Raw genomic sequence first — 26,113 nt, 5'->3', positions numbered from 1 at the left:
CGAATGAGTGCTATCGCTCCCTCGTCCCGTCGAGACGAGCAGACATCAAAGCTGAGACACCACCTAAATATGAAGTTAAGCCTGCCTTTTGCAGATAAGCTGCCCAAAATACCACAGCGTTCAATGCCGGCTATCGGCGCGCCAGTAATGGTACTTGCCACCCTTGCAATGGTGGTCTTACCTATTCCTGCGTTCTTGCTGGATATGTTTTTTACCTTCAACATCGCGCTTGCGATGGTGGTGTTATTGGTTACGGTTTACACACGACGTCCGCTTGACTTTGCTGCGTTCCCAACAGTACTTCTTATTGCAACGTTGCTTCGTTTAGCACTGAACGTTGCTTCAACTCGTGTCGTTCTTCTTTATGGTCATGAAGGTGGTAACGCAGCCGGTAACGTTATTGAAGCTTTTGGTAATGTTGTAATTGGTGGTAACTACGCTGTTGGTTTGGTGGTGTTCTTAATCTTGATGATCATCAACTTTATGGTAGTTACCAAAGGTGCAGGTCGTATTTCTGAAGTTAGTGCTCGCTTTACCCTAGATGCTTTACCTGGTAAGCAGATGGCCATCGATGCCGACCTGAACGCGGGACTCATCGATCAAGAGCAAGCGAGAACAAGACGATTCGAAGTTACCAAAGAAGCCGACTTCTATGGTTCGATGGATGGTGCGTCAAAGTTTGTTAAAGGTGATGCTATTGCTGGTATCTTGATTCTATTCATCAACATTATTGGTGGTTTATCCATCGGTATGGCGCAGTATGGTTTAGGCTTCTCTGAAGCTATGCAAATCTATACCCTGCTGACGATTGGTGATGGCCTTGTTGCGCAGATACCATCACTTTTACTATCAATCGCTGCTGCGATGATGGTAACCCGTCAAAATACTGATGAAGATATGGGCGAGCAGCTGATTTTTCAGATGTTTGATAACCCGAAAGCACTGATGATCACGGCGGCAATTTTAGGTGTTATGGGTATTGTTCCGGGCATGCCTCATTTCTCATTCCTCTCCCTTGCGGCCATTGCTGGTGGCGCTGCTTATTGGCTAGATAAAAAGCAGAAGCAAAAAGCGAAAGAGCCTAAGCCGCCCGCAGAGCTGGAAGGTGGGAGCGAACCTATCTCTCAACGGGAACTCTCTTGGGATGATGTGCAGCCAGTGGACATTATTGGTCTAGAAGTAGGATATCGTTTGATTCCGCTGGTGGATAGAGACCAAGGTGGGGAGTTGCTCGAACGGGTTAAAGGTGTGCGTAAAAAGCTATCTCAGGATTTTGGCTTTCTGATTCCGGCTGTACACATACGCGATAATTTAGAACTAACGCCAAATAGCTATCGTATTACGCTAATGGGTGTTGCCGTTGGTGAAGCTGAAATCAAGCCAGACCAAGAGCTTGCAATAAATCCTGGTCAAGTTTACGGCATGATCGAGGGTGAACCAACAATTGACCCTGCATTTGGTCTCGAAGCTGTGTGGATCCGCGAAGAACAGAGAGAACACGCTCAAGCCTTAGGTTACACCGTAGTGGACTCTTCAACGGTTCTCGCAACCCATTTAAGCCAATTGCTAACCAATAATGCTTCACAGCTCATTGGGCATGAAGAGGTGCAGAACCTACTTGAAATGCTTGGACGAAGTGCGCCTAAGCTAGTAGAGAACTTTGTTCCTGACCAACTGCAACTTGGTGTAGTTGTGAAAGTGCTGCAAAACTTGCTTAATGAAGCGGTACCAATTAGAGACATTAGAACCATCATCCAAACCCTGGCTGAGTACTCAAGTAAGAGTCAAGAACCTGACATTCTAACAGCAGCGGTTCGTATCTCTCTTAAACGACTAATTGTCCAGGAAATCAATGGCATAGAGCCTGAATTGCCAGTGATTACACTGATTCCTGAGCTGGAACAAATCTTGCATCAAACAATGCAGGCTTCAGGAGGAGAATCCGCAGGTATTGAGCCAGGATTGGCAGAGCGTCTGCAATCTTCCTTGAGCCAAGCGACACAAGAACAAGAGCTGAAGGGAGAACCTGCAGTTCTACTGACTTCTGGAGTATTGCGTTCAACATTGGCTAAGTTTGTCAAAAACACAATACCAAGCTTAAGGGTGCTCTCATACCAAGAAATCCCGGATGAAAAACAGATCAGAATTGTGCAAGCCGTGGGTAATTAAATAACCCATTATAATGGATTCGTAGTTTGAAAATTAAACGATTTTTTGCCAAAGATATGCGCTCAGCGTTGCTTCAAGTGAAAGAACAACTTGGAGTGGATGCGGTGATCATGTCGAACAAGAAAGTAGCGGGTGGCGTAGAGATCGTAGCTGCGATAGATGGCGAGTCCAACGCAGCTGCTGGAGAGAGCAGTGCAAAAGCGCCACCTAGTCGCTCTACTACACCAAATCGTTATAGTGAACATCAACAAATGTCTTCTTCTGCCGCGAGTCGTTTTGAAGATCGTCTATTAGATGAGGACAAAATTAGCTTGAACAACAGCACCGAGAAATCGGGTTCGATGACAAAACGCTTTGCGAATATGCTCAAACAGTATAGCCATGGTGCGTCGGAATCTGATGACCATGTGGCTGAAAATGAGGATTCGTTATCAGCGCTGTTGCAAAGACAAACTAAGCACAGAGAGAACTATAACCAGCCAGCTCCTTACCAGCCTGATTCGCCTCTGGCCAAGCTTATTGCTCAAGATGATCGATTCAGTCCTCCTAGTCCAAAGCTGGATCCGACACGTTATGATCGCCGTCGACCTTCTGACGAAAAAGATAATTCGCCAAGTGAGCTCGAGAACATGCGAGAAGAAATGACATCGATACGTCGTTTGTTGGAGCATCAAGTCTCGGGACTTATGTGGCAGGAAGTTGAGCGCCGTGAACCTCTACGAGCAATGCTGATTAAACGGTTAGAACGTATGGGTGTATCTCCGGAGCTCGCGGACCAGATGGCTTGCTATATTCCAGAAGACACGAAACCTTCAAGAGCGTGGAAGGCTCTACTAGCACTGGTCGCTGACCAGATTTCGACACCACGCCAAGATATATTGAAACGTGGTGGTGTTGTCGCACTACTAGGCCCTACTGGTGTTGGTAAAACGACGACAGTGGCAAAGCTAGCTGCTCGTGCTGCGATGGAGTATGGCGCGGACAACGTTGCTTTAGTGACAACAGACACTTATAGAATTGGTGCACATGAGCAGTTGTCAATATATGGCAGAATTATGGGTTGTCCTGTAAGAGTTGCTAAAGATTCTGATGAATTGGCCGATGTTATATATCAACTACGAAACAGACGTCTGATTTTGGTTGATACTGCAGGTATGGGGCAACGTGATGTTCGTCTATCAGAGCAACTGGATACATTGATGCAAGAGAGTGGAGAGGTCATCCACAGTTACCTTGTATTGCCAGCGACAGCTCAACGACGCGTATTACAAGAAACACTAGACCACTTTAAACGTATTCCATTGTCTGGCTGCATTTTAACTAAGTTGGATGAATCCCTAAGCTTAGGCGAGTTCATTAGCGTAGTTATTCAAAATGCAATGCCAGTCGCGTATATCGCAAACGGACAGCGTGTACCTGAAGACATTGTGATTGCACAACCAAAATACATGATTGCGAAAGCAAACGAACTGTTAGAGAAGTCGACAGAGAACGAACCTCACTTTTGGAATAGTGACAACGAAGGACTCTAGGGCGGCGGACTACTATGACTGAGAATATGATACACGATCAAGCAAGCGGCCTCCGTCGCTTAACACAGCCATCACTCACTAAAGTTATTGCGGTAACGGGTGGTAAAGGTGGTGTGGGTAAATCTAACGTAACACTTGGTTTGGCAATTTGTATGGCACGCCAAGGTAAAAAGGTGATGGTACTCGATGCTGACTTAGGCCTTGCCAATGTCGACGTTATGCTCGGTATTCGCTCAAAACGTAATCTAGGACACGTACTTGCAGGCGAATGTGAGTTAAAAGATGCAATTGTTGAAGGTCCTTATGGTATAAAGATAATACCTGCAACTTCAGGCACACAAAGCATGACGGAATTGTCACCTGCTCAACATGCGGGTTTGATTCGTGCTTTTGGTAGCCTTGAAGATGAAATGGATGTGTTACTGATTGATACAGCCGCGGGTATTTCTGATATGGTTATCAGTTTTTCACGAGCAGCTCAAGATGTGGTTGTAGTCGTTTGTGATGAACCAACTTCAATCACTGATGCTTATGCACTGATCAAGCTTTTAAGCAAAGAACATCAAGTTCAACGCTTTAAAGTTGTTGCAAATATGGTCAGGAGTTATCGTGAAGGCAGAGAATTATTCGCAAAGTTGACGCTAGTCACAGAGCGATTCTTGAATGTGAGCCTTGAACTCGTAGCATGTATTCCATTAGATGATAAAGTACGACAAGCAGTTAAGAAGCAAAAAATCGTAGTGGATGCTTTTCCTCGCTCACCAGCTGCTTTAGCAATCAGCTCATTAGCGAACAAGGCACTGACTTGGCCGATTCCAAAAACGCCAAGTGGCCACTTAGAATTTTTTGTAGAAAGATTGCTGCATCGTAATGAATTCTCAGAGGACCCTTTTGGTGAATAAAGCGCTTACTTATGATCAGCGTGGCAACGTCAATAGCCAGCAGGCTTTCATTGAACGTTATTCTGTGCTGGTCAAACGTATTGCTCACCACCTGTTAGGCCGTTTACCGCCGAGTGTTCAGGTTGAGGATTTAATCCAAGCCGGAATGATCGGTCTTATCGAAGCTCAGCAGAATTATGATGGTTCTAAAGGTGCGAGCTTTGAAACATACGCAGGTATTCGAATCCGTGGTGCGATGTTAGATGACATTCGCAAAGGGGATTGGGTACCACGTTCTGTTCATAAAAATAATCGAGAGATTAATCAAGCGATAGCAGAGCTAGAGGCTCAGCTGAATCGAGATCCTAGTGATGCTGAAGTTGCGGCTCATATGGGGCTTACAATAGAGCAATACCATAACGCGTTGACGGATATTAATTGCTCCAAGCTCATAGGTATCGAAGATCTGGGCGTCTCTGATGATGTCATAACGCCAGCCGAAGATTCGGATGACAATAATCCATTCAAAGGTGTGGCTAATGAATCGTTTAGAAAAGCACTGGTTGAATCAATAAAACAGCTACCTGAGCGTGAAGCTTTGGTACTTTCGCTTTATTATGACGAAGAACTTAATTTGAAAGAAATTGGTGATGTATTAGGTGTGAGTGAGTCTCGCGTTAGCCAAATACTAAGCCAAGCGATGCAACGTTTACGCACTAAGTTGAGTGCGTGGACACAAAATGACTAAAAACACTGATTTTTGATTCAGTGGAGGCAATTTTGAATAAAAACATGAAGATCCTTATTGTTGATGACTTCTCAACAATGCGCCGTATTGTCAAAAACCTACTTCGTGACTTGGGTTTCAATAACACCCAAGAGGCAGATGATGGTTTAACTGCATTACCAATGCTGAAAAAAGGTGACTTCGATTTCGTTGTAACTGACTGGAACATGCCAGGAATGCAGGGTATTGACCTTCTAAAACACATTCGTGCAGATGCTGAATTGAAGCATCTTCCTGTGCTTATGATCACAGCTGAAGCAAAGCGTGAACAGATCATTGAAGCTGCTCAAGCTGGCGTTAACGGTTACATCGTTAAGCCATTTACAGCAGCAACACTAAAAGAAAAACTCGATAAAATTTTCGAACGTTTATAAGTCCTTACTTTTACTCGTTAGCTGAGTCGTCAAATACTTTAAATCTAAAAATAGATGGCTCACTTAACATAATGTAGTAATTAGAAAGAGCAAAACGTAAAAGGGTCTATTCAGGATGATCTCACTAGAGCAGGCGAAGTCTCTCGTCCAGTTATTAGAAAATGGAGAGCAAGAACAAGCAGATGCGCTGGTTGCTTCCATATATGAAGGGAAAGGAAATCCGATGCTTCAAGAAATCGGAACTCTTACACGTGACCTTCATGACTCATTGAAGCAGTTCAATATCGATCAACGTATGACGGAAATCGCTAAAGATGAAATCCCAGATGCAAGGGATCGTCTCCAGTACGTGATCGAGAAAACTGAACTGGCTGCAAACAAGACGATGGATGCAGTGGAATGTTGCCTACCGATGGCGGACAACTTAAATAACTGCTTACAGCAAGTTCGTCCTCAATGGAACGAACTCATGCATGGTCGAATTGAATTAAGTGAGTTTAAAGCCCTCTGCCACCGTATCGATGAACTCCTCGTTCAAGTTGAAGGTGACAGTACAGAATTACGTGGTCAACTAACCGAAATTCTAATGGCGCAAGACTTCCAAGACTTAACCGGTCAAATCATTCGCAGAGTAATTACACTCGTGAATGAGGTGGAAGGGCGTTTAGTGGAAATATTGACGGTCTTTTCGAATAACAAACCAGAAGAAGAAACAGCTAACAAACCTGTTGAAGCTTCTGACACAAAGCAAAAATGCTCAAGTGAAGCGGAAGGCCCAATTCTTCACCCAGAATTGAGGGAAGATGCAGTTTCATCGCAGGACGAAGTCGATGACTTATTGTCCAGTCTTGGATTTTAAAGGTAACGTATGAGCTACGATTTAGACGAAGATATTCTTCAGGACTTTCTAATTGAGGCCGGAGAAATTCTGGAGTTGCTGTCTGAGCAACTTGTAGAGTTAGAAAATAACCCTGAAGATAAAGATCTACTGAACGCTATTTTCCGTGGGTTCCACACAGTAAAGGGTGGAGCGGGATTCCTGTCGCTAGCCGAACTGGTTGATACCTGTCACGGCGCAGAAAACGTATTTGATGTGTTGCGAAATGGCCAACGTTCCGTAACTCCGAGTTTGATGGATACCATGCTAAAAGCACTGGATACTGTTAATACTCAATTCCAAGCAGTTCAAGATCGTGATGCTCTAGAAGCCGCGGATCCGGCGTTACTTGAAGAGCTACATCGTCTATGTCGACCTGAGTCTGAGGATGAGGTCGCCGTTGCTCCTGTTGCTGAACCAGAACCTGTTATTGAACCTGAGCCAGTCGTTATTCCAGAACCAGTGTCAGCGCCAGTTGAAAGCGTTAGTGCAAGCTCTGTTGATGAGATTACGCAGGACGAGTTCGAAAAGCTTCTGGACGAGTTGCATGGTAAAGGTAGTGCTCCAGGCGCACACGCTGCACAGCCTGCAGCAGCACCAGTTGCAAGCGCACCAGTGGATAGTGGTGATATCACAGACGATGAGTTCGAGCGTCTACTGGATGAACTACATGGTGCTGGTAAAAGCCCATCTGCATCAAGCTTTGCAACTGAACCTGAAACACCTAAAGCTCCGGAACCAGCTACTCCAGCGCCAACAGCTCCGTCTGCAGACAGTGATTTGATGACCGATGAAGAGTTTGAAAAGCTGTTGGATGAGCTACATGGTTCAGGCAAAGGCCCTTCTATCGAAGAGCTTGATTTTGCGACTAAGCCAGCTTCCGCAAACTCAACTAGCGAACCAGCTGCACCTACTCAACCTTCTGTTGCACCTGCACCAGTTTCAGCTCCGGTTCCAGCACCTAAGCCGGAAGCAAAACCCGTTGCCGTAAAAGAAGAGCCAAAAGCAGCGGCTCCTGCAGTTAAGAAGCCTCAAGCTGAAGCGACCGTTCGTGTAGATACATCAACCCTTGATACCATCATGAACATGGTTGGTGAGTTAGTCTTGGTTCGTAACCGACTATTAAGTCTTGGTTTAAACAGCAATGACGAAGAAATGTCGAAAGCTGTTGCGAACTTAGATGTCGTTACTGCAGACCTTCAAGGCGCGGTGATGAAGACACGTATGCAGCCGATCAAGAAAGTATTTGGCCGCTTCCCTCGCGTTGTACGTGATTTGGCGCGTAACTTACAAAAAGACATCGTGCTGGAAATGCGCGGTGAAGAAACCGATCTAGACAAAAACCTTGTAGAGGCGCTTGCGGATCCACTAATCCACTTAGTACGAAACTCAGTTGACCATGGTATCGAAATGCCTGATGACCGAGCGAGGGCGGGTAAGTCTCGTACTGGTAAAGTGATCTTGTCAGCATCTCAAGAAGGTGATCATATCGAACTGGCTATCGTCGATGATGGCGGCGGTATGGATCCGAATAAGCTTCGTGGTATTGCGGTGAAACGCGGCATGATGGACGAAGATGCTGCAGCACGCCTGTCGGACAAAGAGTGTTTCAACCTCATCTTTGCTCCAGGCTTCTCTAGTAAAGAGAAGATCTCAGACATCTCAGGTCGTGGTGTTGGCATGGATGTGGTTAAGACTGCGATCAATACCTTGAATGGTTCAATCGATATCGATTCTGAGCTAGGTAAGGGTACGAAGATCACCATCAAAGTACCGCTAACGCTAGCAATTCTTCCAACCCTAATGGTTGGCGTCGGTGGGCATCCATTTGCACTACCGTTAGCATCGGTTAATGAAATTTTCCACCTTGACCTAAGTCGTACTAACGTTGTTGATGGTCAGTTGACGATTATCGTACGTGATAAATCGCTTCCTCTGTTCTACTTACAGAATTGGTTGGCGCAACGTGGCACAAAAGTCGCAGAGCGTTCTGGCCATGGACATGTTGTTATCGTTCAGCTAGGCAGTCAACGAGTTGGCTTCGTAGTGGATACTTTAATAGGTCAAGAAGAAGTGGTTATCAAGCCACTAGACAACTTACTACAAGGCACGCCAGGCATGGCGGGTGCGACGATTACCAGCGATGGTCACATTGCATTGATTCTAGACGTGCCAGACCTACTCAAACAATACGCGGCTGCGTCTCGTATTTAAGTTGAGTAGAAAGATATAAAGGATAAAAATGGCGATTAAAGTATTAGTTGTTGATGATTCTAGTTTCTTTCGACGTCGCGTAAGCGAGATCATCAATTCAGAATCGCGCCTTGAAGTTATTGACGTTGCGGTAAACGGCCGAGAGGCCGTTGAAAAAGCGAAAACGCTAAAGCCCGACGTCATTACAATGGATATAGAAATGCCGGTGATGGATGGCATCACCGCAGTTCGCGAAATCATGGCGGCAGCACCAACGCCAATATTGATGTTTTCATCTTTGACGCATGACGGTGCAAAAGCGACCCTTGATGCGTTGGACGCAGGTGCTCTTGATTTCCTTCCAAAGAAATTTGAAGACATTGCACGCAACCGTGATGAAGCAGTGACATTGCTACAGCAGCGCGTTATTCAGATTGCAGCCAAGCGCGCGTTTATGCGTCGCCCAATTGCAAAACCTGTAGCGACGCCAAGCAGCACCGCTTCTCGCCCAACAGCTTTACGTACTAACGGAACGGCGACGCCAGCGACTGCACGACCGGTAGCGGCAAAGTTCAGAGCTTCAGGTAAGAAATATCAACTAACGGCAATTGGCACCTCTACAGGTGGTCCGGTGGCACTGCAGAAAATTCTCACCAAACTGCCGGTTAATTATCCACACCCAATTGTTCTGATTCAGCATATGCCAGCGACGTTCACAGCAGCTTTCGCAAGTCGTTTGAATTCTCTGTGTAAGATTCAGGTGAAAGAAGCGGCTGATGGCGACGTGCTGCAAGCTGGTGTAGCGTACCTCGCACCAGGTGGTAAGCAGATGATGGTGGATGGTAGAGCGGGAGCCGCCCGCCTTCGTATTATCGATGGCGGCGATCGAATGAACTACAAACCATGTGTTGACGTTACTTTTGGTTCTGCTGCGAAAATTTATGGCGATAAAGTACTTTCAATGGTGCTAACCGGTATGGGTGCAGATGGTCGAGAAGGTGCACGCATGCTTAAGTCTGCTGGCTCGACAATTTGGGCGCAGGATGAAGAAAGCTGCGTCGTATATGGCATGCCTCAAGCCGTCGCTAAAGCAGGAATTTCAACAGAAGACCTACCTTTAGAACGTATTGCAGAGCGCATGTTGGTCGAAGTTGGTTTAGCGTAGGAAAAATCATGATCGTTTGGAGTGTAGCTAACCAAAAAGGTGGTGTAGGAAAAACGACATCGACTGTGACGTTAGCTGGTTTGTTAAGCCAAAAAGGGCATCGTGTACTGATGGTTGATACCGACCCTCATGCATCGTTGACGACCTACCTTGGCTTTGACCCAGATGCGGTGAGTTCAAGCTTGTTCGACCTTTTCCAGCTAAGAACATTTAACAGTAGTACAGTTCGTCCATTGATTCTTGAGACTCAGGTTGAAGGCATCGATATTATCCCTGCTCATATGTCATTAGCGACGCTTGATCGAGTGATGGGGAATCGCAGCGGCATGGGGCTGATCTTAAAAAGAGCCCTACAAGCAGTCGAACAAGATTACGATTATGTGCTGATTGATTGCCCGCCAATACTTGGTGTAATGATGGTAAATGCACTTGCTGCAAGCGATCGAATTTTGATTCCAGTCCAAACTGAATTTTTGGCGATGAAAGGTTTGGAACGGATGATTCGCACTTTAACCATCATGCAAAAGTCTCGCAAAGATGAGTTTAAAGTAACGATCGTACCTACGATGTATGACAAACGTACCAAAGCATCTTTGCAGACATTGACACGGTTGAAGAAAGATTACCCAGACAAGGTATGGACTTCAGCAGTGCCAATTGATACCAAATTCAGAGATGCAAGTTTGAAGCGCTTACCAGCGTCGCACTTTGCATCAGGAAGCCGAGGGGTCTTTGCTTATAAACAGTTGCTGATCTATCTAGAGAGGTTAGCAATTGATGAGTGAACATGAGCCAGTACTTTCGAGTGAGCAAGCGCTAGATGACTATTTTAGTGCTTTACTTGATGAAGAGTTTGAATCGCAAGAAAGTCCTCTTGACTTACTAGAACAGGAATTAAGCTCTGAAGAGCCAGAGCCAGAGCCAGAGCCAGAGCCAGAGCCAGAGCCAGAGCCAGAGCCAGAGCCAGAGCCAGAGCCAGAGCCAGAGCCAGAGCCAGAGCCAGAGCCAGAGCCAGAGCCAGAGCCAGAGCCAGAGCCAGAGCCAGAGCTGAAGCTTGAATATTCACAACCAGAATCTTATCAATACCATGAGGTATATTCTCCAGAGCTAGAAGCACCAAATCTTGAGGATGTGCAACGACTTCTTAGTCAGCTTGAGTCGACGAATGTGGTCGCAGAGCTGGATATTGACGATATTCTGGAACAGAACACGATTGATATTGCATCTGAGACTAAGCACCAAGAGGTTGAAGTTGAGGTTGCAGAACAAGTCGTGGTTGAAGAAGAAATTCAAGAATGGACCATCGAAGAGCCTTCTGTATCAGACAGTGTTCTTGAAACGGTCGCCATTGAGCCTGTAGAAGAGATTGTTGAACCGATTGTTGATACAGACTTAGAGGTGGAAGTCGAGCTCGATACTCAAGCTGGCCCTGAGCCATCAAGAGAGTGGGAGAGTACGCAGCGAAGTGAAGATTTTCAGGTTCTGTACTTTGATGTCAATGGTGTCACTTTTGCGGTTCCTCTGGATGAGCTCGGTGGAATACACAGAATTGCTGAATTGAACCATTTGATTGGTCGCCCGGATTGGTATTTGGGCCTTCAAACTAGCAGAGAGAATCAATACGACGTTGTCGATACCGCTAAATGGGTGATGCCCGATAAGCTTTCGAGCGACGAATACAAAGATAGCTACGAATATGTAGTGATGCTTGGTGAAAGTATGTGGGGGCTGGCAAGTAATCAATTACTTGGCACCGAAACACTAAATGTGGACAAAGTGCGCTGGCGTGAACAAGCAGGCAAGAGACCTTGGCTTGCTGGCATGGTTAAAGAAAAAATGTGTGCTTTAATTCATGTCCATGCACTAATTGGCATGCTAAACGCTGGTTTAGATGTAAAATCACTAAAATAGAATTGTGGTCGGGAACGACATAAACGAGGATTTACTATGTCTCAAGCTTTTGAAGTAGAAGTGAAGAAAGATACATCGAATGACGAAGTTCTTCAGTGGGTGACGTTCCAACTAGAAGAAGAAACTTACGGCATCAATGTAATGCAAGTTCGTGAAGTGCTTCGCTACACTGAAATTGCACCAGTTCCAGGTGCGCCAGATTACGTTCTAGGTATTATCAACCTACGTGGTAATGTGGTTACCGTTATTGATACGCGTTCGCGCTTTGGCCTAATGGAAGGCGAAGTAACAGATAACACTCGTATCATCGTGATTGAATCAGAACGTCAAGTTATTGGTATTCTTGTAGATAGCGTAGCAGAAGTTGTTTACCTACGTTCGTCAGAGATCGACACTACGCCTTCAGTAGGTACTGATGAAAGTGCTAAGTTCATCCAAGGTGTGAGCAACCGTGATGGTAAGTTGCTAATCCTAGTTGATTTGAACAAGCTACTAAGCGAAGACGAATGGGATGAGATGGCTCACCTATAATGATTGAAGACTCCTTCCTTTCAGCCCCGCTTATTATTGGTGGGGTTGTCTTTATTGTCTTAGTCTTGCTGTTATCGGTTGCACGGATACGCTCTGGATTGCAAAAGCAATTGGATCAGCAGCGTGCTCAGTATCGCCATGCAGAGAAAGAGACTCAAAAACTCAATAAACAGCTATTGGAAGTTCGTTCGGTTGTCATTGGATTAGGGCAAAAAGTTTCCGAGCAGCAAGATATCATCCAGCATTTAAGCGAGCGCATACATGAACTTGAGCATGCGGATACAGACGGACGTTTGTATAGCCGAGCAACAAAAATGGTTCAATTGGGTGCTGATATCAATGAGCTGATCGAAGAGTGCGAACTACCAAAAGCAGAGGCGGAATTGATGCTCTCTTTACAGAAGAAGCTTGCAGGTAAGGAAAAAATTCCACCTTTAAGTGGGCACCCTTCTGATGAGCATCGACACCCCTCGCGAGGAAGACGTCGATAAACAAAACTTAGGAGCTTCGGCTCCTTTTTTATTTTTAAAATAAAAGCTTATAACCAGTTATAGTTAATTTTATTAAAATGTGACAGTAAGTTAACAAAAACTCACGAACTTACATACATCATCGCTTTCTTATCCTGTTTTGTCACAACTAAGCTGTGTTAATATAGCGGCTCGTTCATTTTTTAGTTGAAGCCCTATGTTAGAAGTCTCTAACCTAACTGCGATCCGTGATGAAAGGGTCCTGTTTGAAAACCTGCAATTCGAAATTAGACCTGGTGAATTGGTCCAAATTGAAGGACGTAACGGCACCGGAAAAACGACATTGCTACGTATTGTCACTGGGTTAGGTGATAGAGACGAAGGTATCATTAAATGGAAGGGAGAAGAGGTTGAGAAATCTCGTGATGTTTTCCATCAAGATTTACTTTTCTTAGGGCATCAAACAGGTGTTAAACGTGAACTGACCGCGTTTGAAAACCTGCGCTTTTACCAATCTATCCATAATAATCGTTCCTCTAACGAAGATATCTTTGCTGCGCTCACTCAAGTGGGGCTCGCGGGCAGAGAAGACGTGCCTGTAGCACAGCTTTCTGCTGGACAGCAGCGTCGTGTTGCGTTGGCACGGCTGTGGTTAAGTAATCAAATCTTATGGATTCTGGACGAGCCTCTTACTGCAATCGATAAGCAAGGCGTTAAAGTGCTCGAGTCTCTATTCGCAAGTCATGCAGACAACGGCGGGATCGTGATCTTAACCACGCACCAAGACATGTTTGCAGACAGCCCGAAACTTAGAAAAATAAAACTGGGTGATTGATATGATTTCGGCCATGACTACCATTATCCGCCGCGAGCTTTTGATTGCATTTCGCCGTCAAGCGGACATCTTGAACCCGTTGTGGTTCTTCATCATTGTGATAACACTTTTCCCTCTCAGCATTGGTCCTGAGCCTAATTTGTTAGCACGTATTGCAGCTGGCATTGTTTGGGTTGCTGCACTGCTGTCTGCCTTATTATCATTAGAGCGTTTATTCCGTGATGATTATCAAGATGGCGCGCTTGAGCAAATGATGCTGATGCCAATTCCATTGCAACTTGTTGTGATTTCAAAGGTCATAGCTCACTGGTTACTGACGGGATTGCCTTTGATTTTAATCAGCCCTTTATTGGCGGTACTGCTTTCTCTTGATTTTAATACTTGGCTATCGATTGTTCTGACATTAATTATCGGTACTCCGACGCTGAGTTTTATTGGTGCTATTGGCGTAGCACTGACGGTTGGGTTGCAAAAAGGCGGCGTTCTTTTGAGTTTGCTCATTCTTCCGCTCTACATCCCGATTCTGATTTTCGCAACGTCCGCAATTGATGCTGCGGCATTAGGTATGTCGTATAACGGACAACTGGCAATTTTAGGCGCAATGCTGATGGGAGCGATGACCCTTACGCCATTCGCCATCAGCGCAGCATTGCGAGTTAGTGTCAACTAACTCAATAAAAGCAATTTAAGCGACGTTTGATCAAAGAATTATTATTAAAGCACTGCTACGGTCTCGGCCGTCACGACAGTGTCCCTGAAGTAAGAGTGAGAACTTAACATGTGGAAATGGCTACATCCTTACGCCAAGCCAGAAGCAGCCTATCACCTTAGTGGTAAACTGCTCCCTTGGTTTGCAGCATTGGCCCTCGTATGCTTATCGGTTGGTACCGTTTGGGGCCTTGCCTTTGCGCCTTCGGACTACCAACAAGGTGATAGTTTCCGAATCATCTACATCCACGTACCTTCGGCTATTTGGTCGATGGGTGTGTACATGTCTATGGCTATCGCCGCATTTATCGGTTTAGTGTGGCAGGTTCGCCTTTCAGATATGGCTGCACTTGCAATGGCTCCTATTGGTGCGGTATTTACCTTTATTGCCCTACTTACAGGGGCCGTTTGGGGTAAACCAATGTGGGGTACTTGGTGGGTATGGGATGCACGCCTAACTTCAGAGCTTATTCTTCTATTCCTTTACCTAGGTGTTATAGCGTTGTACCACGCGTTTGACGATCAGAAAACAGCAGCGAAAGCAGCCGGCATTTTGGCTATCGTGGGTGTTGTTAACCTACCAATCATTCACTTCTCAGTCGAATGGTGGAACACGTTACACCAAGGCGCGACTATTACTAAATTTGAAAAACCATCCATCTCATCCAACATGCTTTGGCCATTATTGCTAAACATCTTTGGTTTTGCGTTCTTCTTTGGCGCCGTCACGATGGTGCGCTTCCGTAACGAAATTATCAGCAAAGAGAGTCACCGCCCTTGGGTGCGTAAGCTCGCGACTGAAAAAACTCAGTGAGGTAATTGATTATGCATTTTGAATCTCTGAGCGAACTATTTGCCATGGGTGGTTACGCAGCTTATGTATGGAGCGCGTTTGGTATTACATTCTTATCTATGCTTATTCTTCTGATTTCAAGTATCCGCCGTGGGGATGCACTGTTGAAAGAGGTGAAAGCGAAAATTGATCGTCAATCGCGTATCGACGCGGCGAAGAATATGGAGAACACGTTATGAACCCGAGACGTAAAAAGAGGCTAGGCATCGTTTTAGCGATCTTTATCGGTATTAGTGCCACCATCGGTTTGATGCTTTATGCGCTCAACCAAAATATGGATCTATTCTATACGCCGACGGAATTGGTGAACGGTAAACCTGATGGTACAAAGCCAGAAGTTGGTCAGCGCCTTCGAATTGGCGGTATGGTCGTTGAAGGTTCGGTACGCCGAGACCCTGAATCGCTAAAAGTACGTTTTGACCTCCATGACGTTGGCCCTAAAGTAACCATCGTTTATGAAGGTATTCTTCCGGATTTGTTCCGAGAAGGGCAAGGTATTGTTGCTCAAGGCGTACTTGAAGATGCGACTACCGTGAAAGCTTTCGAGGTTCTAGCGAAACACGATGAAGAGTACATGCCACCTGAAATTGCAGAAGCAATGAAGAAAACACATGAACCTTTGCAGTACACCACTGAACAAAAACAAGGAAGCGACCAATGATTGCAGAAATCGGTCACTTTGCCCTCATACTCTCGCTTGCGATGGCGGTGCTCCTAAGTGTGTTGCCATTATGGGGCGCATCAAATAACAACACTATGCTGATGAACACAGCACGACCGCTTTCATGGTCGATGTTTATCATGTTGTTTTTCTCATTTGCGATTTTGTGTTGGGGTTTTTATACCAACGACTTCACGCTGCAATACGTAGCAAGTAACTCAAACAGCCAATTACCTTGGTACTACCGTTTGACGGCAGTTTGGGGGGCGCACGAAGGTTCATTATTGCTTTGGGTGCTTATCCAAGCCGCATGGACAGTTGCTGTGGCGACTTTCAGCCGTGGCATGCCACAAGAATCTGTGGCACGTGTACTTGCTGTAATGGGTATGATCTCAGTAGGCTTCTTACTGTTTATCATTCTTACTTCAAACCCATTCCTACGTACACTGCCATTCTTCCCGGTAGATGGTCGTGATTTGAACCCACTTCTTCAAGACCCGGGTTTGATCGTTCACCCACCAATGCTTTACATGGGTTACGTAGGTTTCTCGGTTGCATTCTCGTTTGCGATTGCGTCTTTAATGACAGGTCGTCTTGATACGGCTTGGGCTCGTTGGTCTCGTCCTTGGACAACGGCAGCTTGGGTATTCCTAACACTAGGTATTGCACTAGGTTCTTGGTGGGCTTACTACGAACTGGGCTGGGGCGGCTGGTGGTTCTGGGATCCAGTAGAAAACGCATCATTCATGCCTTGGCTGGCGGGTACAGCATTAATGCACTCTCTAGCGGTAACGGAAAAACGCGGTACATTTAAAGCGTGGACAGTACTTCTAGCGATCTCAGCATTCTCATTAAGTTTGCTTGGTACCTTCTTGGTTCGTTCCGGTATTCTGGTGTCGGTACACGCGTTCGCGTCTGATCCATCTCGCGGCATGTTTATCCTAGGTTTCCTAGTCTTTGTAATCGGTGGCTCACTCCTGCTATTCGCTGTGAAAGGGGCAGCGGTTCGCGTACGTGGTAATTTTGATTTGGTGTCGCGTGAGAACGCGCTACTTGCTAACAACGTTCTTCTGATTGCTGCGCTAGTCGTAGTATTGGTTGGTACCTTGTTGCCATTGGTTCACAAACAAATTGGTCTTGGTTCAGTATCTATCGGTGCACCATTCTTCGACATGCTGTTCGCATGGTTGATGATGCCGTTTGCCTTCCTATTAGGCATTGGTCCTATGATTCGTTGGAAGCGCGACAATCTATCTAAGCTTATTAAGCCAATGATTGTTTCTGGTGTGCTTGCTTTCGCATTGGCTGCCGTGTGCGTGTTCCTGTTCGCTGACTTCTTCTCAGTGATGGCTTACGTCGGTTGGGTGATGGCAATCTGGATCATCGCAATGCATGGCTTTGAGTTGTACGAGCGTGCTACGCACCGTCATAGCTTCGGCGAAGGTGTTCGTAAACTTCAACGTAGCCACTGGGCAATGATGCTGGGTCACATTGGTCTTGCGGTTACCGTGATTGGTATTGCAATGGTGCAAAACTACAGCATCGAACGTGATGTACGCTTGGCACCTGGTGAGCACTTTAAGATTTACGGTTACGATTTCTACTTCTCAGGCCTACGTGACAAAGATGGTCCAAACTACGATGGTTACATCGCGGACTTCGAAATCACCAATGATGGTAAGTATGTGAACACACTACACGCTGAGAAACGTTTCTACCGCACGGCGAAGTCAATGATGACAGAAGCGGCAATCGACCGTGGTATCACTCGCGATCTATACATCGCAATGGGTGAGCGCCTAGACGACAACCGTTCTTGGGCAGTACGTATTTACTACAAACCATTCGTTCGTTGGATCTGGGCTGGTTCATTGATCATGTCTTTGGGTGGTGCACTGGCTATCTCTGATAGACGTTACCGCTTCCGAAAAACGGCTAAGAAAGACGAAAAGTCAAAGCTAGCGGAGAAGGAGGCATAAAATGAATAAGAAAGTCTTATTTATCCCGTTGGTCGCTTTCATGGTGTTGGCGGGTATCTTTGCAACTCAGTTAGTTCGCAACCAAGAAGGTGACGATCCAACTAAGCTCGAATCTGTATTAGTGGGTAAACCTGTTCCTGAGTTTCACTTAGAAGATCTCGCGGAACCAGGCAAGCAATACGATCAGTCTATTTTCAAAGGCGAACCTTTGCTGCTGAACGTTTGGGCGACGTGGTGTCCGACTTGTTATGCTGAGCACAAATACCTAAACGAATTGGCTGGTAAAGGCGTTAAGATCATCGGTATGAACTACAAAGATGATCGTAACAAAGCCATCGGTTGGTTGAATGACCTTGGTAACCCATACCTGATCAGCTTGTTTGATGGTAGTGGTATGCTAGGTCTAGACCTAGGTGTATACGGCGCTCCTGAAACGTTCATTATCGATGCAAATGGTGTGATTCGTTACCGCCATGTCGGTGATGTAAACCCACGTAACTGGGCGGAGACATTAGAACCGCTTTACACCAAGTTGGTAGAGGAGGCGAAGCAATGAGAAAGTTAATTCTAGCCGCTTTCGCTGCCTTGACGTTTTCTCTTGCTGCCCATGCAGCGATTGAAGTGTATGAGTTTGATAACCTAGAGCAGGAACAACAGTTCAAAGAACTTGGTCATACTCTGCGTTGTCCAAAATGTCAGAACAACACAATCTCTGATTCGAATGCGGAATTGGCTCAAGACCTACGCCACAAAGTGTACGAAATGACCAAAGAAGGTAAGTCGAAAGATGAGATTGTGGATTACATGATTGCTCGTTATGGTAATTTCGTGACTTACAATCCTCCATTTACTTTTGCGACTGCAATTCTGTGGCTAGGGCCGCTAGCAGTGGTACTAGGTGGCTTTGGTTTGATCGTGCTACGTAGCCGAAAATCAAAAGCGAAAGCCGTACAAGCTAATGATGAGCAATGGAACGCGGATAAAGAAGCGCGCCTTAAATCACTGCTTGATGACGAGAACAACGGAGACAAGAAGTAATGACACTATTTTGGATTTCTACCGTTGTTCTAACGCTGATAGCGTGTGCGTTAGTTGCACTACCATTGCTTAAGCAAAAAGCCAACAACGATGAAGTGTTACGTGATGAACTCAACAAGGCGTTCTATAAAGACCGCCTTTCTGAACTTGCTGAAGAAACAGATGAAGGTCTGGTTGAGAGTCAAGATGATCTGATTTCAGATCTAAAACAATCTCTTCTGGATGACATTCCAGGAGAAAAAACGCAGAAAGAAACCAAGGTTTCCCCGATTGCCGTCCTGATTCCATCTGTGATTCTGACTGTAGCTCTGAGTTATGGTTTATACTACAAGTTTGGTGCTTCTCAAGATGTGGTGCAGTGGCAAGAGGTGACATCTAACCTTCCTGAACTTTCTAAAAAGTTGATGTCTGCTTCATCTGAGCCATTAAGTGATGATGAAATGGCTGATTTATCTTTGGCGCTTCGTACTCGTCTACACTACCAGCCAGAAGACTCAACAGGTTGGTTGCTATTAGGTCGTATCGCGCTGGCTAATCGCGATGTAACAACTTCAATTGATGCAATGGAAAAAGCGTACAAGCTAGAGCCAAATGATCCTGATGTCCAACTTGGTTACGCACAAGCTCTAATGCTTTCTCAAGACGACATGGATCAGGCGACAGCGCGTTCGCTACTAGGTAAGTTGATGCAGCAAGATTACGTCGATCTACGTGTATTCTCGCTACTTGCATTTGATGCATTCGAACGTCAAGATTTCCCTGCGGCAATTAAGTACTGGGGTATCATGCAACAAATGATTGGTCCAGAAGACAGCCGTTATGAAATGCTGGGACGCAGCATTGAAAGTGCGCGTAAGCAAATGGGCGAAGCGGTGTCACCAGATAAGAGTGTGGCCGTTACCATCAATGTTGCACCTGACGTACAGCTGGATCCAAATGCGGTATTGATTGTATCGGTTCATCGTGCAGATGGCTCTCCAATGCCAGTTGCTGCGGCTCGTTACCCATTGGGTACATTCCCTCGCACCGTTGTATTGGACGATGGCAATGCAATGATGGACGGTCAAAAGCTTTCTTCACTGGATAAATTGATCGTACGTGTTCGCGTTGACTCTGACGGTAATGTAGCAACACGTGACCAAGATTGGCACGGTGAGAGCGCTGTTGTTGATTTCGGTCAGCCAGTTGAAGTGATAATTGATAAGCAGTATCAATAAGCATAATCGTCTTTGATATTTGACACTTAGTGATTGCCATCTCAGTTTTGTGGTATGACTAGCAACTATCGAGTAGAATTATAAAGGCCAGCAATTGCTGGCCTTTATTGTTTATATACCAAAGCAACTTTTTATACACATTTCTTCTTGTATGATTCACTTAAGGTTATTTTGGTATAGCAATAGTTCGTATGGAACAAATAATGTATAACAAGGGTAAATCTTTCTTCTTGCTGCTCTTTACCACTGGCCTAGTTGGTTGTTCTTCTGCTCCAGAAGAGAATGCAAGAGAGAAAATTGACACGAATAGCTCAGTATCAAATGTCTATGACCCACTCGAAGGGTTTAACCGTTCGATGTGGGAGATTAACTATGACTACCTAGATCCTTACTTGGTCCGCCCAATATCAATTGCGTATGTCGATTACACGCCGGTACCTATTCGTTCTGGTATCGCGAATGTGTTGGCTAACTTAGATGAGCCATCAAGTGTAGTAAACAACCTTATTATGGGTAACAGTACAAAAGCGGTGGAACATTTTAATCGTTTTTGGATTAACTCGACATTTGGTATTTTCGGATTATTTGATATTGCGACAGCTGCTGGGATCACTAAGCATGATAACAAAGAGTTTAGCAGTGCGTTAGGGCACTATGGGCTCGGCAATGGCCCATATTTTATGGTTCCTGGATATGGTCCTTATACTCTACGCGAAGTTACAGATACCGTCGATGGTCTATATGTGCCACTTTCTTACTTGAACTTCTGGGCAGGTTTAGGCAAGTGGGCACTTGAGGGCATGGAAAAACGTGCACTATTGGTTCCGCAAGAAGCACAACTGGAAACGTCACCTGATCCATACGTGTTAACACGAGATGTCTACCTACAGCGTCTAGATTTCAAAGCAGAAATCCACAACACTGATGAAGTGGACGAAGACGAAGAGGCATACTTGGATGAGTATTTGGAAGAAGACTTCTAAACGCTTCAGTAAGTCGCAAAGCAAAAAGGCTTGGTTTTCACCAAGCCTTTCTTTTTATCGGTAACTTTCGTTTATCGATAAATAGCGTTCAAATTAGAACTTGTAGTTCGCTTGAACACCAATTAGCCAAACGTTACCAGTTACTTCACCTTCAAATGTTCCACCGAAAGCTGCAGCAGCATTGTCAGAAGCATCACGAGGCTCACTGATAGGTGCGTCTTTTGCGAAAATGTATGTGAAGCCAGCATCTAATGTCAGGTTCTTAGACCACTCATAACCAGCACCAACACTTAGCCATAGACGGTCAGTCTCTGGAATTGTCGTCGTACGGTACTTGTCATCAACAGCTGACATGTCGTACGCAACACCTGAACGCAGTGTCCATTTTTGATCTAGTTTGTAAGTTGTACCTACAGCAAAGCGGTAGTTATCTTCCCATTTTTCAGTTTTTACTAGTTGATCGGCATTACCACCAAACTCAGGAATATTTGCAACTAGTTCTTTAAAGCTGCTCCAACCTGTCCAGTTAATGCTTGCGTGTACTGCTAGTTGGTCATTTAATTGGTGGAAACTTGCTAGTTCTGCAGTTGCAGGAAGCGCTAACTCCATAGAACCGTTGTAACGCGGTTTAGCGACAGGAGCCACAAGGTCGAACCCTAAACCTTCTGCATGCCCTTCAAGGTTTAGCTCAACTTCAGATTTGTAAGCAAAGCCAATGCGGTTATCTTCGTTGATTTGCCATGCAGCACCAACTTGCCAACCCCAAGCTTTGTCATCACCTTCCATGTATTTAAGTGTTTTGCCGGCATATGGACCCATATGAGGAGGCATTACCGCACCAATACTGCCGTCAGCGATAACGTAACGAACACCACCACCAATGCTAAATGCTTCGCTTAGCTTGTATGCCGCGTTTAGGTTCGCTTCCATTGACGTTACGCTCGCTTCGTTACCGAAGTTCGCTGCAGCAAAGTCTTTACCTAAGTTAGTTTCCATGCCGTAGTTCGTACCGAACGCAAGACCAATAGCAAACTTTTCATTGTATTGGTGAGACAGGTAGAAGTTCGGAATGATGGCATCATGAGCAAAGTCTTTTGAAGATGCAGAGTGATAGATTGGCTGGCCAGTAATTGGGCTCTTAGCAGTTGTCGTGCCATTAACATCAATGTTTGGGTTTACATAGATAGCGCCAACAGACACTTGGGTACCTTCTAGGTAAGTTAGCATTGCTGGGTTACGCCATTGTGAACTTGCGTTATCAGCCATTGCTGCTTCGCCAGCGTATGCACGGCCCAGGCCTGTTGCTGAGTACTCTGCAAGTTGGAAGCCTGCTGCGTTTGCAACACCTGATGTGCTCAATAGGCCAAATGCCACTGCTGCTGAAAGGAGAGTCTTGTTGGTTTTCATTGTAATGTTCGCTGAGTTATTTATAACGTGGGGCGAAAGTTTACGACTAGAGTTATTACTTTAAAAACGAAAATCCAATAAAACAGTGTTTTTGGGCTAAATTTCTAAAAAATTGCCATTTTGTAGCATCTTTATCTGACTGTAACTGCTGTGTGAATAAAACTCAGCGAACAACTGTGAGTTATAATGGTGTCTTAGGGGTACAGTTGTGCGCTTAAATACGGGGAGTTATCTGGAATAGATAAGAAAAAAGGCTGGAATTCCAGCCTTTTACATAGAGAGTGATTATATTAGTTCGTCGCTTACTGCTTAGAAGCTGCGGCTGTATTGTAAGCCGAATAGAATCGCGTCCGCATGGGTTGTCGCTGATAGCGATGAGATGTTTGCAGGTCCTGTTAATGGGTTTCCTGGAACATGCATTGGATTCGGTGTTGACTCGTTTACATCTACATCTTTACCCATTAGGTAAGTAAAGCCAAAGTCTACGTTTGACTTATTATCGATGTGGTATGTGAAGCCTGCTGAGAACCATTGACGGTCTGAATCAGGAACCGATACAGAAGTTAGGGAATCTTGTGCGCTTGTGTCGTACATGTAACCTGTACGAAGCGTCCAATCGCTGTTTAGGTAGTAAGTACCACCAATTGCGTAGTGCCAACCATCTTGCCATTGGTATTGCTTATCGTAGCTTGAACCAAGTGGTGAGCCCTGAAGGTTGCGGAATTCGATCTGATCAAAGGCGCTCCAGCCGATGTACTGAACAGAGTAGTGCACGGCAAACTTAGTGTCGGTAATTTTATGGTAGCCAGAGAACTCTGCCATATCTGGTAGAGGAAGTGTGATTTTCTGACCTTTGTCGTCTTTTGCTTCCATCTCTGGGCTGTAGCGGTAAGACAAACCAAAACGGTTGTCTTCGTCTAACTCGTAAACCGTACCTACGTTAAAGCCTACTGCCCAACCATCAGCTTTATCAACATCCACTAGAGTACCTAGCAGGCCATGTTCGCGCTTCATTGTACCTTGGCCATAGATAAGGTCTAGACCAGCACCAAAGCTCCATTGATCATTTAGACGGTAAGAGCCTGCAACGCCGAGGTTTGCACTTTTAACGTCAGTCAGGCCGCCGTACTCTTTTGCTACAAAGCTGTCATCAAACTCAGTCTTGGTACCAAAGTTAGAGTAAGCATTTACACCCCAAGCAAATTTGTCATTTACAGGAACGATTAGGTGGATATTGGGTGCAATAGAAGTGTCACCTGCATCGTCGTAGTTTGAAGATGTACCTAGTGGGGCAGTTAAACCGCGGTAAGTTGCATCTTTTACTTCAATCATTGAAGTAATGCTTTCAAAACCTACCGACAGTTCCATTGTGTCAAATAGAGCCATTGCTGCAGGGTTACGAGCCATTACAGATGCGTTATCTGCAATTACCGCATCACCTGCGAATGCACGACCGATACCTGTCGCTGATTGTGCGTTTAGCTGGAAACCAGCTGCCATTGCTTGGCCTGATGCCATTGCAACCGTTACTGCTAGGAGAGTCTTTTTAAACAGACGCGTGTTCTGAGTCATTTTTTATTCCTTATTAGTTTCGTCTCTTTGGACGATAAGTTGAGCTTTTGCTCAGTGGCGCAGATAGTAGTATTAAGAGTGGATCATACAAATCCGACCATTGGATAAATTTGAATAAAAATTGCAGAAATGATGTCTAAATGTCGGGAAATTGCACCTAAAGTGCATAATTTAGAGTTTTGACTCTAAACTCAATAGGTGGGGTGAATGTTTTGCTTTGAATTTATAAACAAAAAGCCACCAAATTTCGAAATTTAGCGGCTTTTTACTGTTTAGTATTGTGGTTTCGATGATGTTCTTACATTGGTTCCATCATAGGAGCGAGTTTCGCTGCGATGGCTTCAACGTCTTCACCGCTGTTACCAACAAGAATCATACTTGCTTTACCTACGGGTTTCACAACGCCACTCATACCATCTTTATCAAAGTCGACTTTCTGATCACTCTTCACGTCAGTAACAAACATGGTTACTTTGCCTTCTTTTCCTTGGAAGACCATATGAAGGGCATTGTTCGACTCACCAAAGCCACAATGATTCAGGTAGTAGACGTGGTAAGGAAAGTCGCCATTGATTTGATAATGGAAAGGCATCATCTTGGCGTTTACTTGCCTATTAGAAACATTCTCGTCTAATTGGTTAACGAACTCTTTCTCAGCCACGACGTGTTTCATGGCGGTATCAGCTAGGCTCGCTTGCGCTGGAGAAACAATGACATTACCCCAGTTGATTTGACCTACAAGTAGACCAGCAGTAAACGCAACCGATGCCGCCAGTGCCATCGCTTTGCGAGCAAAATTCGGTCTTACCACTTTGTCGTCATCTAGCGCGTTTGACGTTTGGCTAAACAGAATTTTGTCGGCAAGGTCTTCAGGCACATCCACATTCATGGCTTGCTTGATTTTAAGGTCGAGATCCAAAACGTCATCAACAAACTTGCTGTTAGCATCGTTCTCAGCTAAAGCTTGCAGAATCTCTTCATCCTTCTGTTTTGGATCCGACAAAATACGACGACGAAATTCTAAATCATCCATTTTTTTGTCCTCTCTGAGTATCTTGAGAATCCAACATCTCTTTTAATTGATTTCGGGCACGGAATAGGCGCGTCATTACTGTGTTCTTGTTTAAATCAAGAATGTCACCGATTTCTTCTCCACTGAAACCGCCTACAACTTGAAGAAATAAAGGTTCACGGTATTCGACGTCGAGCTTCATGATCTGAGCTTGCAGCCATTCCTGTTGATGATGTGGGTCATCGCTGACTTTAGCATCATTGCCGTAGTCATCGATATCAACCAAATCAAATTGTTTACGCTCGAAGCGGCGTGCGTTTTCTCGTCTTAATATGGTAATAAGCCAAGATTTTGCAGCCTTTTCATCTTGAAGACTATCCAGCGACTTCCATGCACGCAGACAGGTCTCTTGAACCAAATCTTCTGCAACCGCCTTATCCTTGCACAACCAGTAAGCGTAGCGATACAAGTCTCTGTGATAGCCCCGAACAAGAGCTTCGTATTTTCTTTGTCTGTCCATATCAGAGTTGACCGGACTGTTGGAATTTTTCTTTCCAAACATTTTAAATATTGCCACAGGAGCCTCCGTCTTGCTCTGTGAGGTCTTAAATACCAAAGTGACTACATATCAATGTAGCTTAGCAGCATAAATTACTAATCTTATAGTCAGTTGCTTACCGAGAGCGATGACGATTTGTCTTTATTGTTTTTTATGATGTCGCTTATCAGCTCGATACCGTTCAAATACTCTTTTTGATCTTTGAGTGAACAGGAATATATAAAAACACCATAAAAATTGATCTATTTCAAAATCTCATACACTGAAGGGGCTATAGTACATCTTGTCATCTAGTTAGTCATTGCGACTAACATGTTGAGCAAGATGACACTTCCTTTTGAAGGCTGACTTTACTTTCTCCTAATCAGGAAACTGATTAATTTTACAATTGGCGTATGT

Annotated in this window: 26 protein-coding genes; 22 read left to right on the top strand and 4 right to left on the bottom strand. The window is 45.0% G+C overall.

Annotated elements, in window-relative coordinates; translation table 11 throughout:
- Nucleotides 1-69 precede the first annotated feature (69 nt).
- The 22 genes from flhA to J4N37_RS11595 all read left to right on the top strand — a co-directional run bounded on the left by flhA (nucleotide 70) and on the right by J4N37_RS11595 (nucleotide 21,164).
- The gene (gene flhA / locus J4N37_RS11700; protein ID WP_045390032.1) at nucleotides 70-2,169 is read left to right on the top strand and encodes a flagellar biosynthesis protein FlhA; all 2,100 of its coding nucleotides are present in this window, start codon (nucleotides 70-72) and stop codon (nucleotides 2,167-2,169) included.
- A gap of 26 nt (nucleotides 2,170-2,195) precedes the next feature.
- Complete coding sequence (gene flhF, locus J4N37_RS11695; RefSeq protein WP_252040981.1) at nucleotides 2,196-3,701, top strand: flagellar biosynthesis GTPase FlhF; 1,506 nt, start codon at nucleotides 2,196-2,198, stop codon at nucleotides 3,699-3,701.
- Nucleotides 3,702-3,715: 14 nt separating this feature from the next.
- On the top strand, nucleotides 3,716-4,603 hold the full coding sequence (locus tag J4N37_RS11690; RefSeq protein WP_029561023.1) for a MinD/ParA family protein: 888 nt from the start codon (nucleotides 3,716-3,718) through the stop codon (nucleotides 4,601-4,603).
- Nucleotides 4,596-5,330, top strand: a complete 735-nt coding sequence (locus tag J4N37_RS11685) for an RNA polymerase sigma factor FliA (protein ID WP_010449591.1) — start codon at nucleotides 4,596-4,598, stop codon at nucleotides 5,328-5,330. The genes J4N37_RS11690 and J4N37_RS11685 overlap by 8 nt, the downstream gene beginning before the upstream one ends.
- A 44-nt stretch (nucleotides 5,331-5,374) precedes the next feature.
- On the top strand, nucleotides 5,375-5,743 hold the full coding sequence (gene cheY / locus J4N37_RS11680; RefSeq protein WP_017635949.1) for a chemotaxis response regulator CheY: 369 nt from the start codon (nucleotides 5,375-5,377) through the stop codon (nucleotides 5,741-5,743).
- Between the two features lie 115 nt (nucleotides 5,744-5,858).
- A complete protein-coding gene (locus tag J4N37_RS11675; protein WP_010449590.1) occupies nucleotides 5,859-6,602 on the top strand; it encodes a protein phosphatase CheZ in 744 nt (247 codons plus the stop codon).
- 9 nt (nucleotides 6,603-6,611) lie between these two features.
- The gene (locus tag J4N37_RS11670; protein ID WP_252040979.1) at nucleotides 6,612-8,834 is read left to right on the top strand and encodes a chemotaxis protein CheA; all 2,223 of its coding nucleotides are present in this window, start codon (nucleotides 6,612-6,614) and stop codon (nucleotides 8,832-8,834) included.
- Between the two features lie 28 nt (nucleotides 8,835-8,862).
- A complete protein-coding gene (locus J4N37_RS11665; protein WP_252040977.1) occupies nucleotides 8,863-9,978 on the top strand; it encodes a protein-glutamate methylesterase/protein-glutamine glutaminase in 1,116 nt (371 codons plus the stop codon).
- Between the two features lie 8 nt (nucleotides 9,979-9,986).
- A complete protein-coding gene (locus J4N37_RS11660; protein ID WP_252040976.1) occupies nucleotides 9,987-10,763 on the top strand; it encodes a ParA family protein in 777 nt (258 codons plus the stop codon).
- Nucleotides 10,756-11,889, top strand: coding sequence for a chemotaxis protein CheW (locus J4N37_RS11655; protein ID WP_252040974.1), 1,134 nt, complete (start codon nucleotides 10,756-10,758; stop codon nucleotides 11,887-11,889). The genes J4N37_RS11660 and J4N37_RS11655 overlap by 8 nt, the downstream gene beginning before the upstream one ends.
- A gap of 36 nt (nucleotides 11,890-11,925) precedes the next feature.
- Nucleotides 11,926-12,420, top strand: coding sequence for a chemotaxis protein CheW (locus J4N37_RS11650; RefSeq protein ID WP_010449585.1), 495 nt, complete (start codon nucleotides 11,926-11,928; stop codon nucleotides 12,418-12,420).
- On the top strand, nucleotides 12,420-12,911 hold the full coding sequence (locus J4N37_RS11645; RefSeq protein WP_010449584.1) for a DUF2802 domain-containing protein: 492 nt from the start codon (nucleotides 12,420-12,422) through the stop codon (nucleotides 12,909-12,911). The genes J4N37_RS11650 and J4N37_RS11645 overlap by 1 nt, the downstream gene beginning before the upstream one ends.
- Nucleotides 12,912-13,107: 196 nt before the next feature.
- Entirely contained in the window at nucleotides 13,108-13,725 is a 618-nt protein-coding gene (ccmA, locus tag J4N37_RS11640; protein ID WP_010449583.1) for a cytochrome c biogenesis heme-transporting ATPase CcmA, read from the top strand.
- A 1-nt stretch (nucleotide 13,726) separates the two neighbouring features.
- Nucleotides 13,727-14,395 carry a heme exporter protein CcmB gene (gene ccmB, locus J4N37_RS11635; RefSeq protein WP_038884322.1) on the top strand — a complete coding sequence of 223 codons (669 nt, stop codon included), beginning with the start codon at nucleotides 13,727-13,729 and terminating at the stop codon, nucleotides 14,393-14,395.
- Between the two features lie 108 nt (nucleotides 14,396-14,503).
- A complete protein-coding gene (locus J4N37_RS11630) occupies nucleotides 14,504-15,247 on the top strand; it encodes a heme ABC transporter permease (protein WP_010449580.1) in 744 nt (247 codons plus the stop codon).
- Between the two features lie 11 nt (nucleotides 15,248-15,258).
- Complete coding sequence (gene ccmD / locus J4N37_RS11625; protein ID WP_010449579.1) at nucleotides 15,259-15,465, top strand: heme exporter protein CcmD; 207 nt, start codon at nucleotides 15,259-15,261, stop codon at nucleotides 15,463-15,465.
- The gene (gene ccmE, locus J4N37_RS11620) at nucleotides 15,462-15,947 is read left to right on the top strand and encodes a cytochrome c maturation protein CcmE (protein ID WP_010449578.1); all 486 of its coding nucleotides are present in this window, start codon (nucleotides 15,462-15,464) and stop codon (nucleotides 15,945-15,947) included. The genes ccmD and ccmE overlap by 4 nt, the downstream gene beginning before the upstream one ends.
- The gene (locus J4N37_RS11615) at nucleotides 15,944-17,926 is read left to right on the top strand and encodes a heme lyase CcmF/NrfE family subunit (protein WP_143692788.1); all 1,983 of its coding nucleotides are present in this window, start codon (nucleotides 15,944-15,946) and stop codon (nucleotides 17,924-17,926) included. The genes ccmE and J4N37_RS11615 overlap by 4 nt, the downstream gene beginning before the upstream one ends.
- 1 nt (nucleotide 17,927) lies before the next feature.
- Nucleotides 17,928-18,482: a DsbE family thiol:disulfide interchange protein gene (locus J4N37_RS11610; RefSeq protein WP_045390048.1), complete on the top strand. Its 555-nt coding sequence runs from the start codon at nucleotides 17,928-17,930 to the stop codon at nucleotides 18,480-18,482.
- Entirely contained in the window at nucleotides 18,479-18,964 is a 486-nt protein-coding gene (locus J4N37_RS11605; protein ID WP_045390051.1) for a cytochrome c-type biogenesis protein, read from the top strand. The genes J4N37_RS11610 and J4N37_RS11605 overlap by 4 nt, the downstream gene beginning before the upstream one ends.
- The gene (ccmI, locus tag J4N37_RS11600) at nucleotides 18,964-20,181 is read left to right on the top strand and encodes a c-type cytochrome biogenesis protein CcmI (RefSeq protein ID WP_045390054.1); all 1,218 of its coding nucleotides are present in this window, start codon (nucleotides 18,964-18,966) and stop codon (nucleotides 20,179-20,181) included. The genes J4N37_RS11605 and ccmI overlap by 1 nt, the downstream gene beginning before the upstream one ends.
- Nucleotides 20,182-20,384: 203 nt before the next feature.
- Nucleotides 20,385-21,164 (top strand): MlaA family lipoprotein, encoded by a 780-nt coding sequence (locus tag J4N37_RS11595; protein ID WP_045390057.1) that lies wholly within the window; start codon nucleotides 20,385-20,387, stop codon nucleotides 21,162-21,164.
- A gap of 93 nt (nucleotides 21,165-21,257) precedes the next feature.
- On the opposite strand, the gene J4N37_RS11590 is transcribed toward J4N37_RS11595, so the two are convergent.
- The 4 genes from J4N37_RS11590 to J4N37_RS11575 form a co-directional block, all read right to left on the bottom strand.
- A complete protein-coding gene (locus tag J4N37_RS11590) occupies nucleotides 21,258-22,571 on the bottom strand; it encodes an outer membrane protein transport protein (RefSeq protein ID WP_045390060.1) in 1,314 nt (437 codons plus the stop codon).
- A 309-nt stretch (nucleotides 22,572-22,880) separates the two neighbouring features.
- Nucleotides 22,881-24,143: an outer membrane protein transport protein gene (locus J4N37_RS11585; protein ID WP_252040972.1), complete on the bottom strand. Its 1,263-nt coding sequence runs from the start codon at nucleotides 24,141-24,143 to the stop codon at nucleotides 22,881-22,883.
- A 298-nt stretch (nucleotides 24,144-24,441) separates the two neighbouring features.
- Nucleotides 24,442-25,176, bottom strand: coding sequence for a DUF3379 domain-containing protein (locus J4N37_RS11580; protein ID WP_020197091.1), 735 nt, complete (start codon nucleotides 25,174-25,176; stop codon nucleotides 24,442-24,444).
- Nucleotides 25,169-25,717 carry a sigma-70 family RNA polymerase sigma factor gene (locus tag J4N37_RS11575; protein ID WP_020197092.1) on the bottom strand — a complete coding sequence of 183 codons (549 nt, stop codon included), beginning with the start codon at nucleotides 25,715-25,717 and terminating at the stop codon, nucleotides 25,169-25,171. Before J4N37_RS11575 ends, J4N37_RS11580 begins: the two co-directional genes overlap by 8 nt.
- Between the last annotated feature and the right edge of the window lie 396 nt (nucleotides 25,718-26,113).

Origin of the sequence: Vibrio sp. SCSIO 43153 (genome assembly GCF_023716625.1) — a bacterium.
Classification (GTDB): domain Bacteria; phylum Pseudomonadota; class Gammaproteobacteria; order Enterobacterales; family Vibrionaceae; genus Vibrio; species Vibrio rotiferianus.
The sequence above is the reverse complement of the archived record's forward strand: the minus strand, read 5'-3'. Positions and strand labels throughout refer to the sequence as shown.

What these genes read in the sequence shown, in the direction of transcription:
- J4N37_RS11690 (WP_029561023.1), top strand. Translation starts at nt 3,716, where the DNA reads ATGACTGAGAATATGATACACGATCAAGCAAGCGGCCTCCGTCGCTTA.
- J4N37_RS11595 (WP_045390057.1), top strand. Translation starts at nt 20,385, where the DNA reads ATGTATAACAAGGGTAAATCTTTCTTCTTGCTGCTCTTTACCACTGGC.
- J4N37_RS11630 (WP_010449580.1), top strand. Translation starts at nt 14,504, where the DNA reads ATGTGGAAATGGCTACATCCTTACGCCAAGCCAGAAGCAGCCTATCAC.
- J4N37_RS11575 (WP_020197092.1), bottom strand. Translation starts at nt 25,717, where the DNA reads ATGTTTGGAAAGAAAAATTCCAACAGTCCGGTCAACTCTGATATGGAC.
- J4N37_RS11655 (WP_252040974.1), top strand. Translation starts at nt 10,756, where the DNA reads ATGAGTGAACATGAGCCAGTACTTTCGAGTGAGCAAGCGCTAGATGAC.
- cheY (WP_017635949.1), top strand. Translation starts at nt 5,375, where the DNA reads ATGAAGATCCTTATTGTTGATGACTTCTCAACAATGCGCCGTATTGTC.
- J4N37_RS11610 (WP_045390048.1), top strand. Translation starts at nt 17,928, where the DNA reads ATGAATAAGAAAGTCTTATTTATCCCGTTGGTCGCTTTCATGGTGTTG.
- J4N37_RS11645 (WP_010449584.1), top strand. Translation starts at nt 12,420, where the DNA reads ATGATTGAAGACTCCTTCCTTTCAGCCCCGCTTATTATTGGTGGGGTT.
- J4N37_RS11665 (WP_252040977.1), top strand. Translation starts at nt 8,863, where the DNA reads ATGGCGATTAAAGTATTAGTTGTTGATGATTCTAGTTTCTTTCGACGT.
- flhA (WP_045390032.1), top strand. Translation starts at nt 70, where the DNA reads ATGAAGTTAAGCCTGCCTTTTGCAGATAAGCTGCCCAAAATACCACAG.
- ccmD (WP_010449579.1), top strand. Translation starts at nt 15,259, where the DNA reads ATGCATTTTGAATCTCTGAGCGAACTATTTGCCATGGGTGGTTACGCA.
- J4N37_RS11650 (WP_010449585.1), top strand. Translation starts at nt 11,926, where the DNA reads ATGTCTCAAGCTTTTGAAGTAGAAGTGAAGAAAGATACATCGAATGAC.
- J4N37_RS11585 (WP_252040972.1), bottom strand. Translation starts at nt 24,143, where the DNA reads ATGACTCAGAACACGCGTCTGTTTAAAAAGACTCTCCTAGCAGTAACG.
- ccmB (WP_038884322.1), top strand. Translation starts at nt 13,727, where the DNA reads ATGATTTCGGCCATGACTACCATTATCCGCCGCGAGCTTTTGATTGCA.
- ccmA (WP_010449583.1), top strand. Translation starts at nt 13,108, where the DNA reads ATGTTAGAAGTCTCTAACCTAACTGCGATCCGTGATGAAAGGGTCCTG.
- ccmI (WP_045390054.1), top strand. Translation starts at nt 18,964, where the DNA reads ATGACACTATTTTGGATTTCTACCGTTGTTCTAACGCTGATAGCGTGT.
- J4N37_RS11660 (WP_252040976.1), top strand. Translation starts at nt 9,987, where the DNA reads ATGATCGTTTGGAGTGTAGCTAACCAAAAAGGTGGTGTAGGAAAAACG.
- J4N37_RS11590 (WP_045390060.1), bottom strand. Translation starts at nt 22,571, where the DNA reads ATGAAAACCAACAAGACTCTCCTTTCAGCAGCAGTGGCATTTGGCCTA.
- J4N37_RS11675 (WP_010449590.1), top strand. Translation starts at nt 5,859, where the DNA reads ATGATCTCACTAGAGCAGGCGAAGTCTCTCGTCCAGTTATTAGAAAAT.
- J4N37_RS11605 (WP_045390051.1), top strand. Translation starts at nt 18,479, where the DNA reads ATGAGAAAGTTAATTCTAGCCGCTTTCGCTGCCTTGACGTTTTCTCTT.
- ccmE (WP_010449578.1), top strand. Translation starts at nt 15,462, where the DNA reads ATGAACCCGAGACGTAAAAAGAGGCTAGGCATCGTTTTAGCGATCTTT.
- J4N37_RS11670 (WP_252040979.1), top strand. Translation starts at nt 6,612, where the DNA reads ATGAGCTACGATTTAGACGAAGATATTCTTCAGGACTTTCTAATTGAG.
- J4N37_RS11580 (WP_020197091.1), bottom strand. Translation starts at nt 25,176, where the DNA reads ATGGATGATTTAGAATTTCGTCGTCGTATTTTGTCGGATCCAAAACAG.
- J4N37_RS11615 (WP_143692788.1), top strand. Translation starts at nt 15,944, where the DNA reads ATGATTGCAGAAATCGGTCACTTTGCCCTCATACTCTCGCTTGCGATG.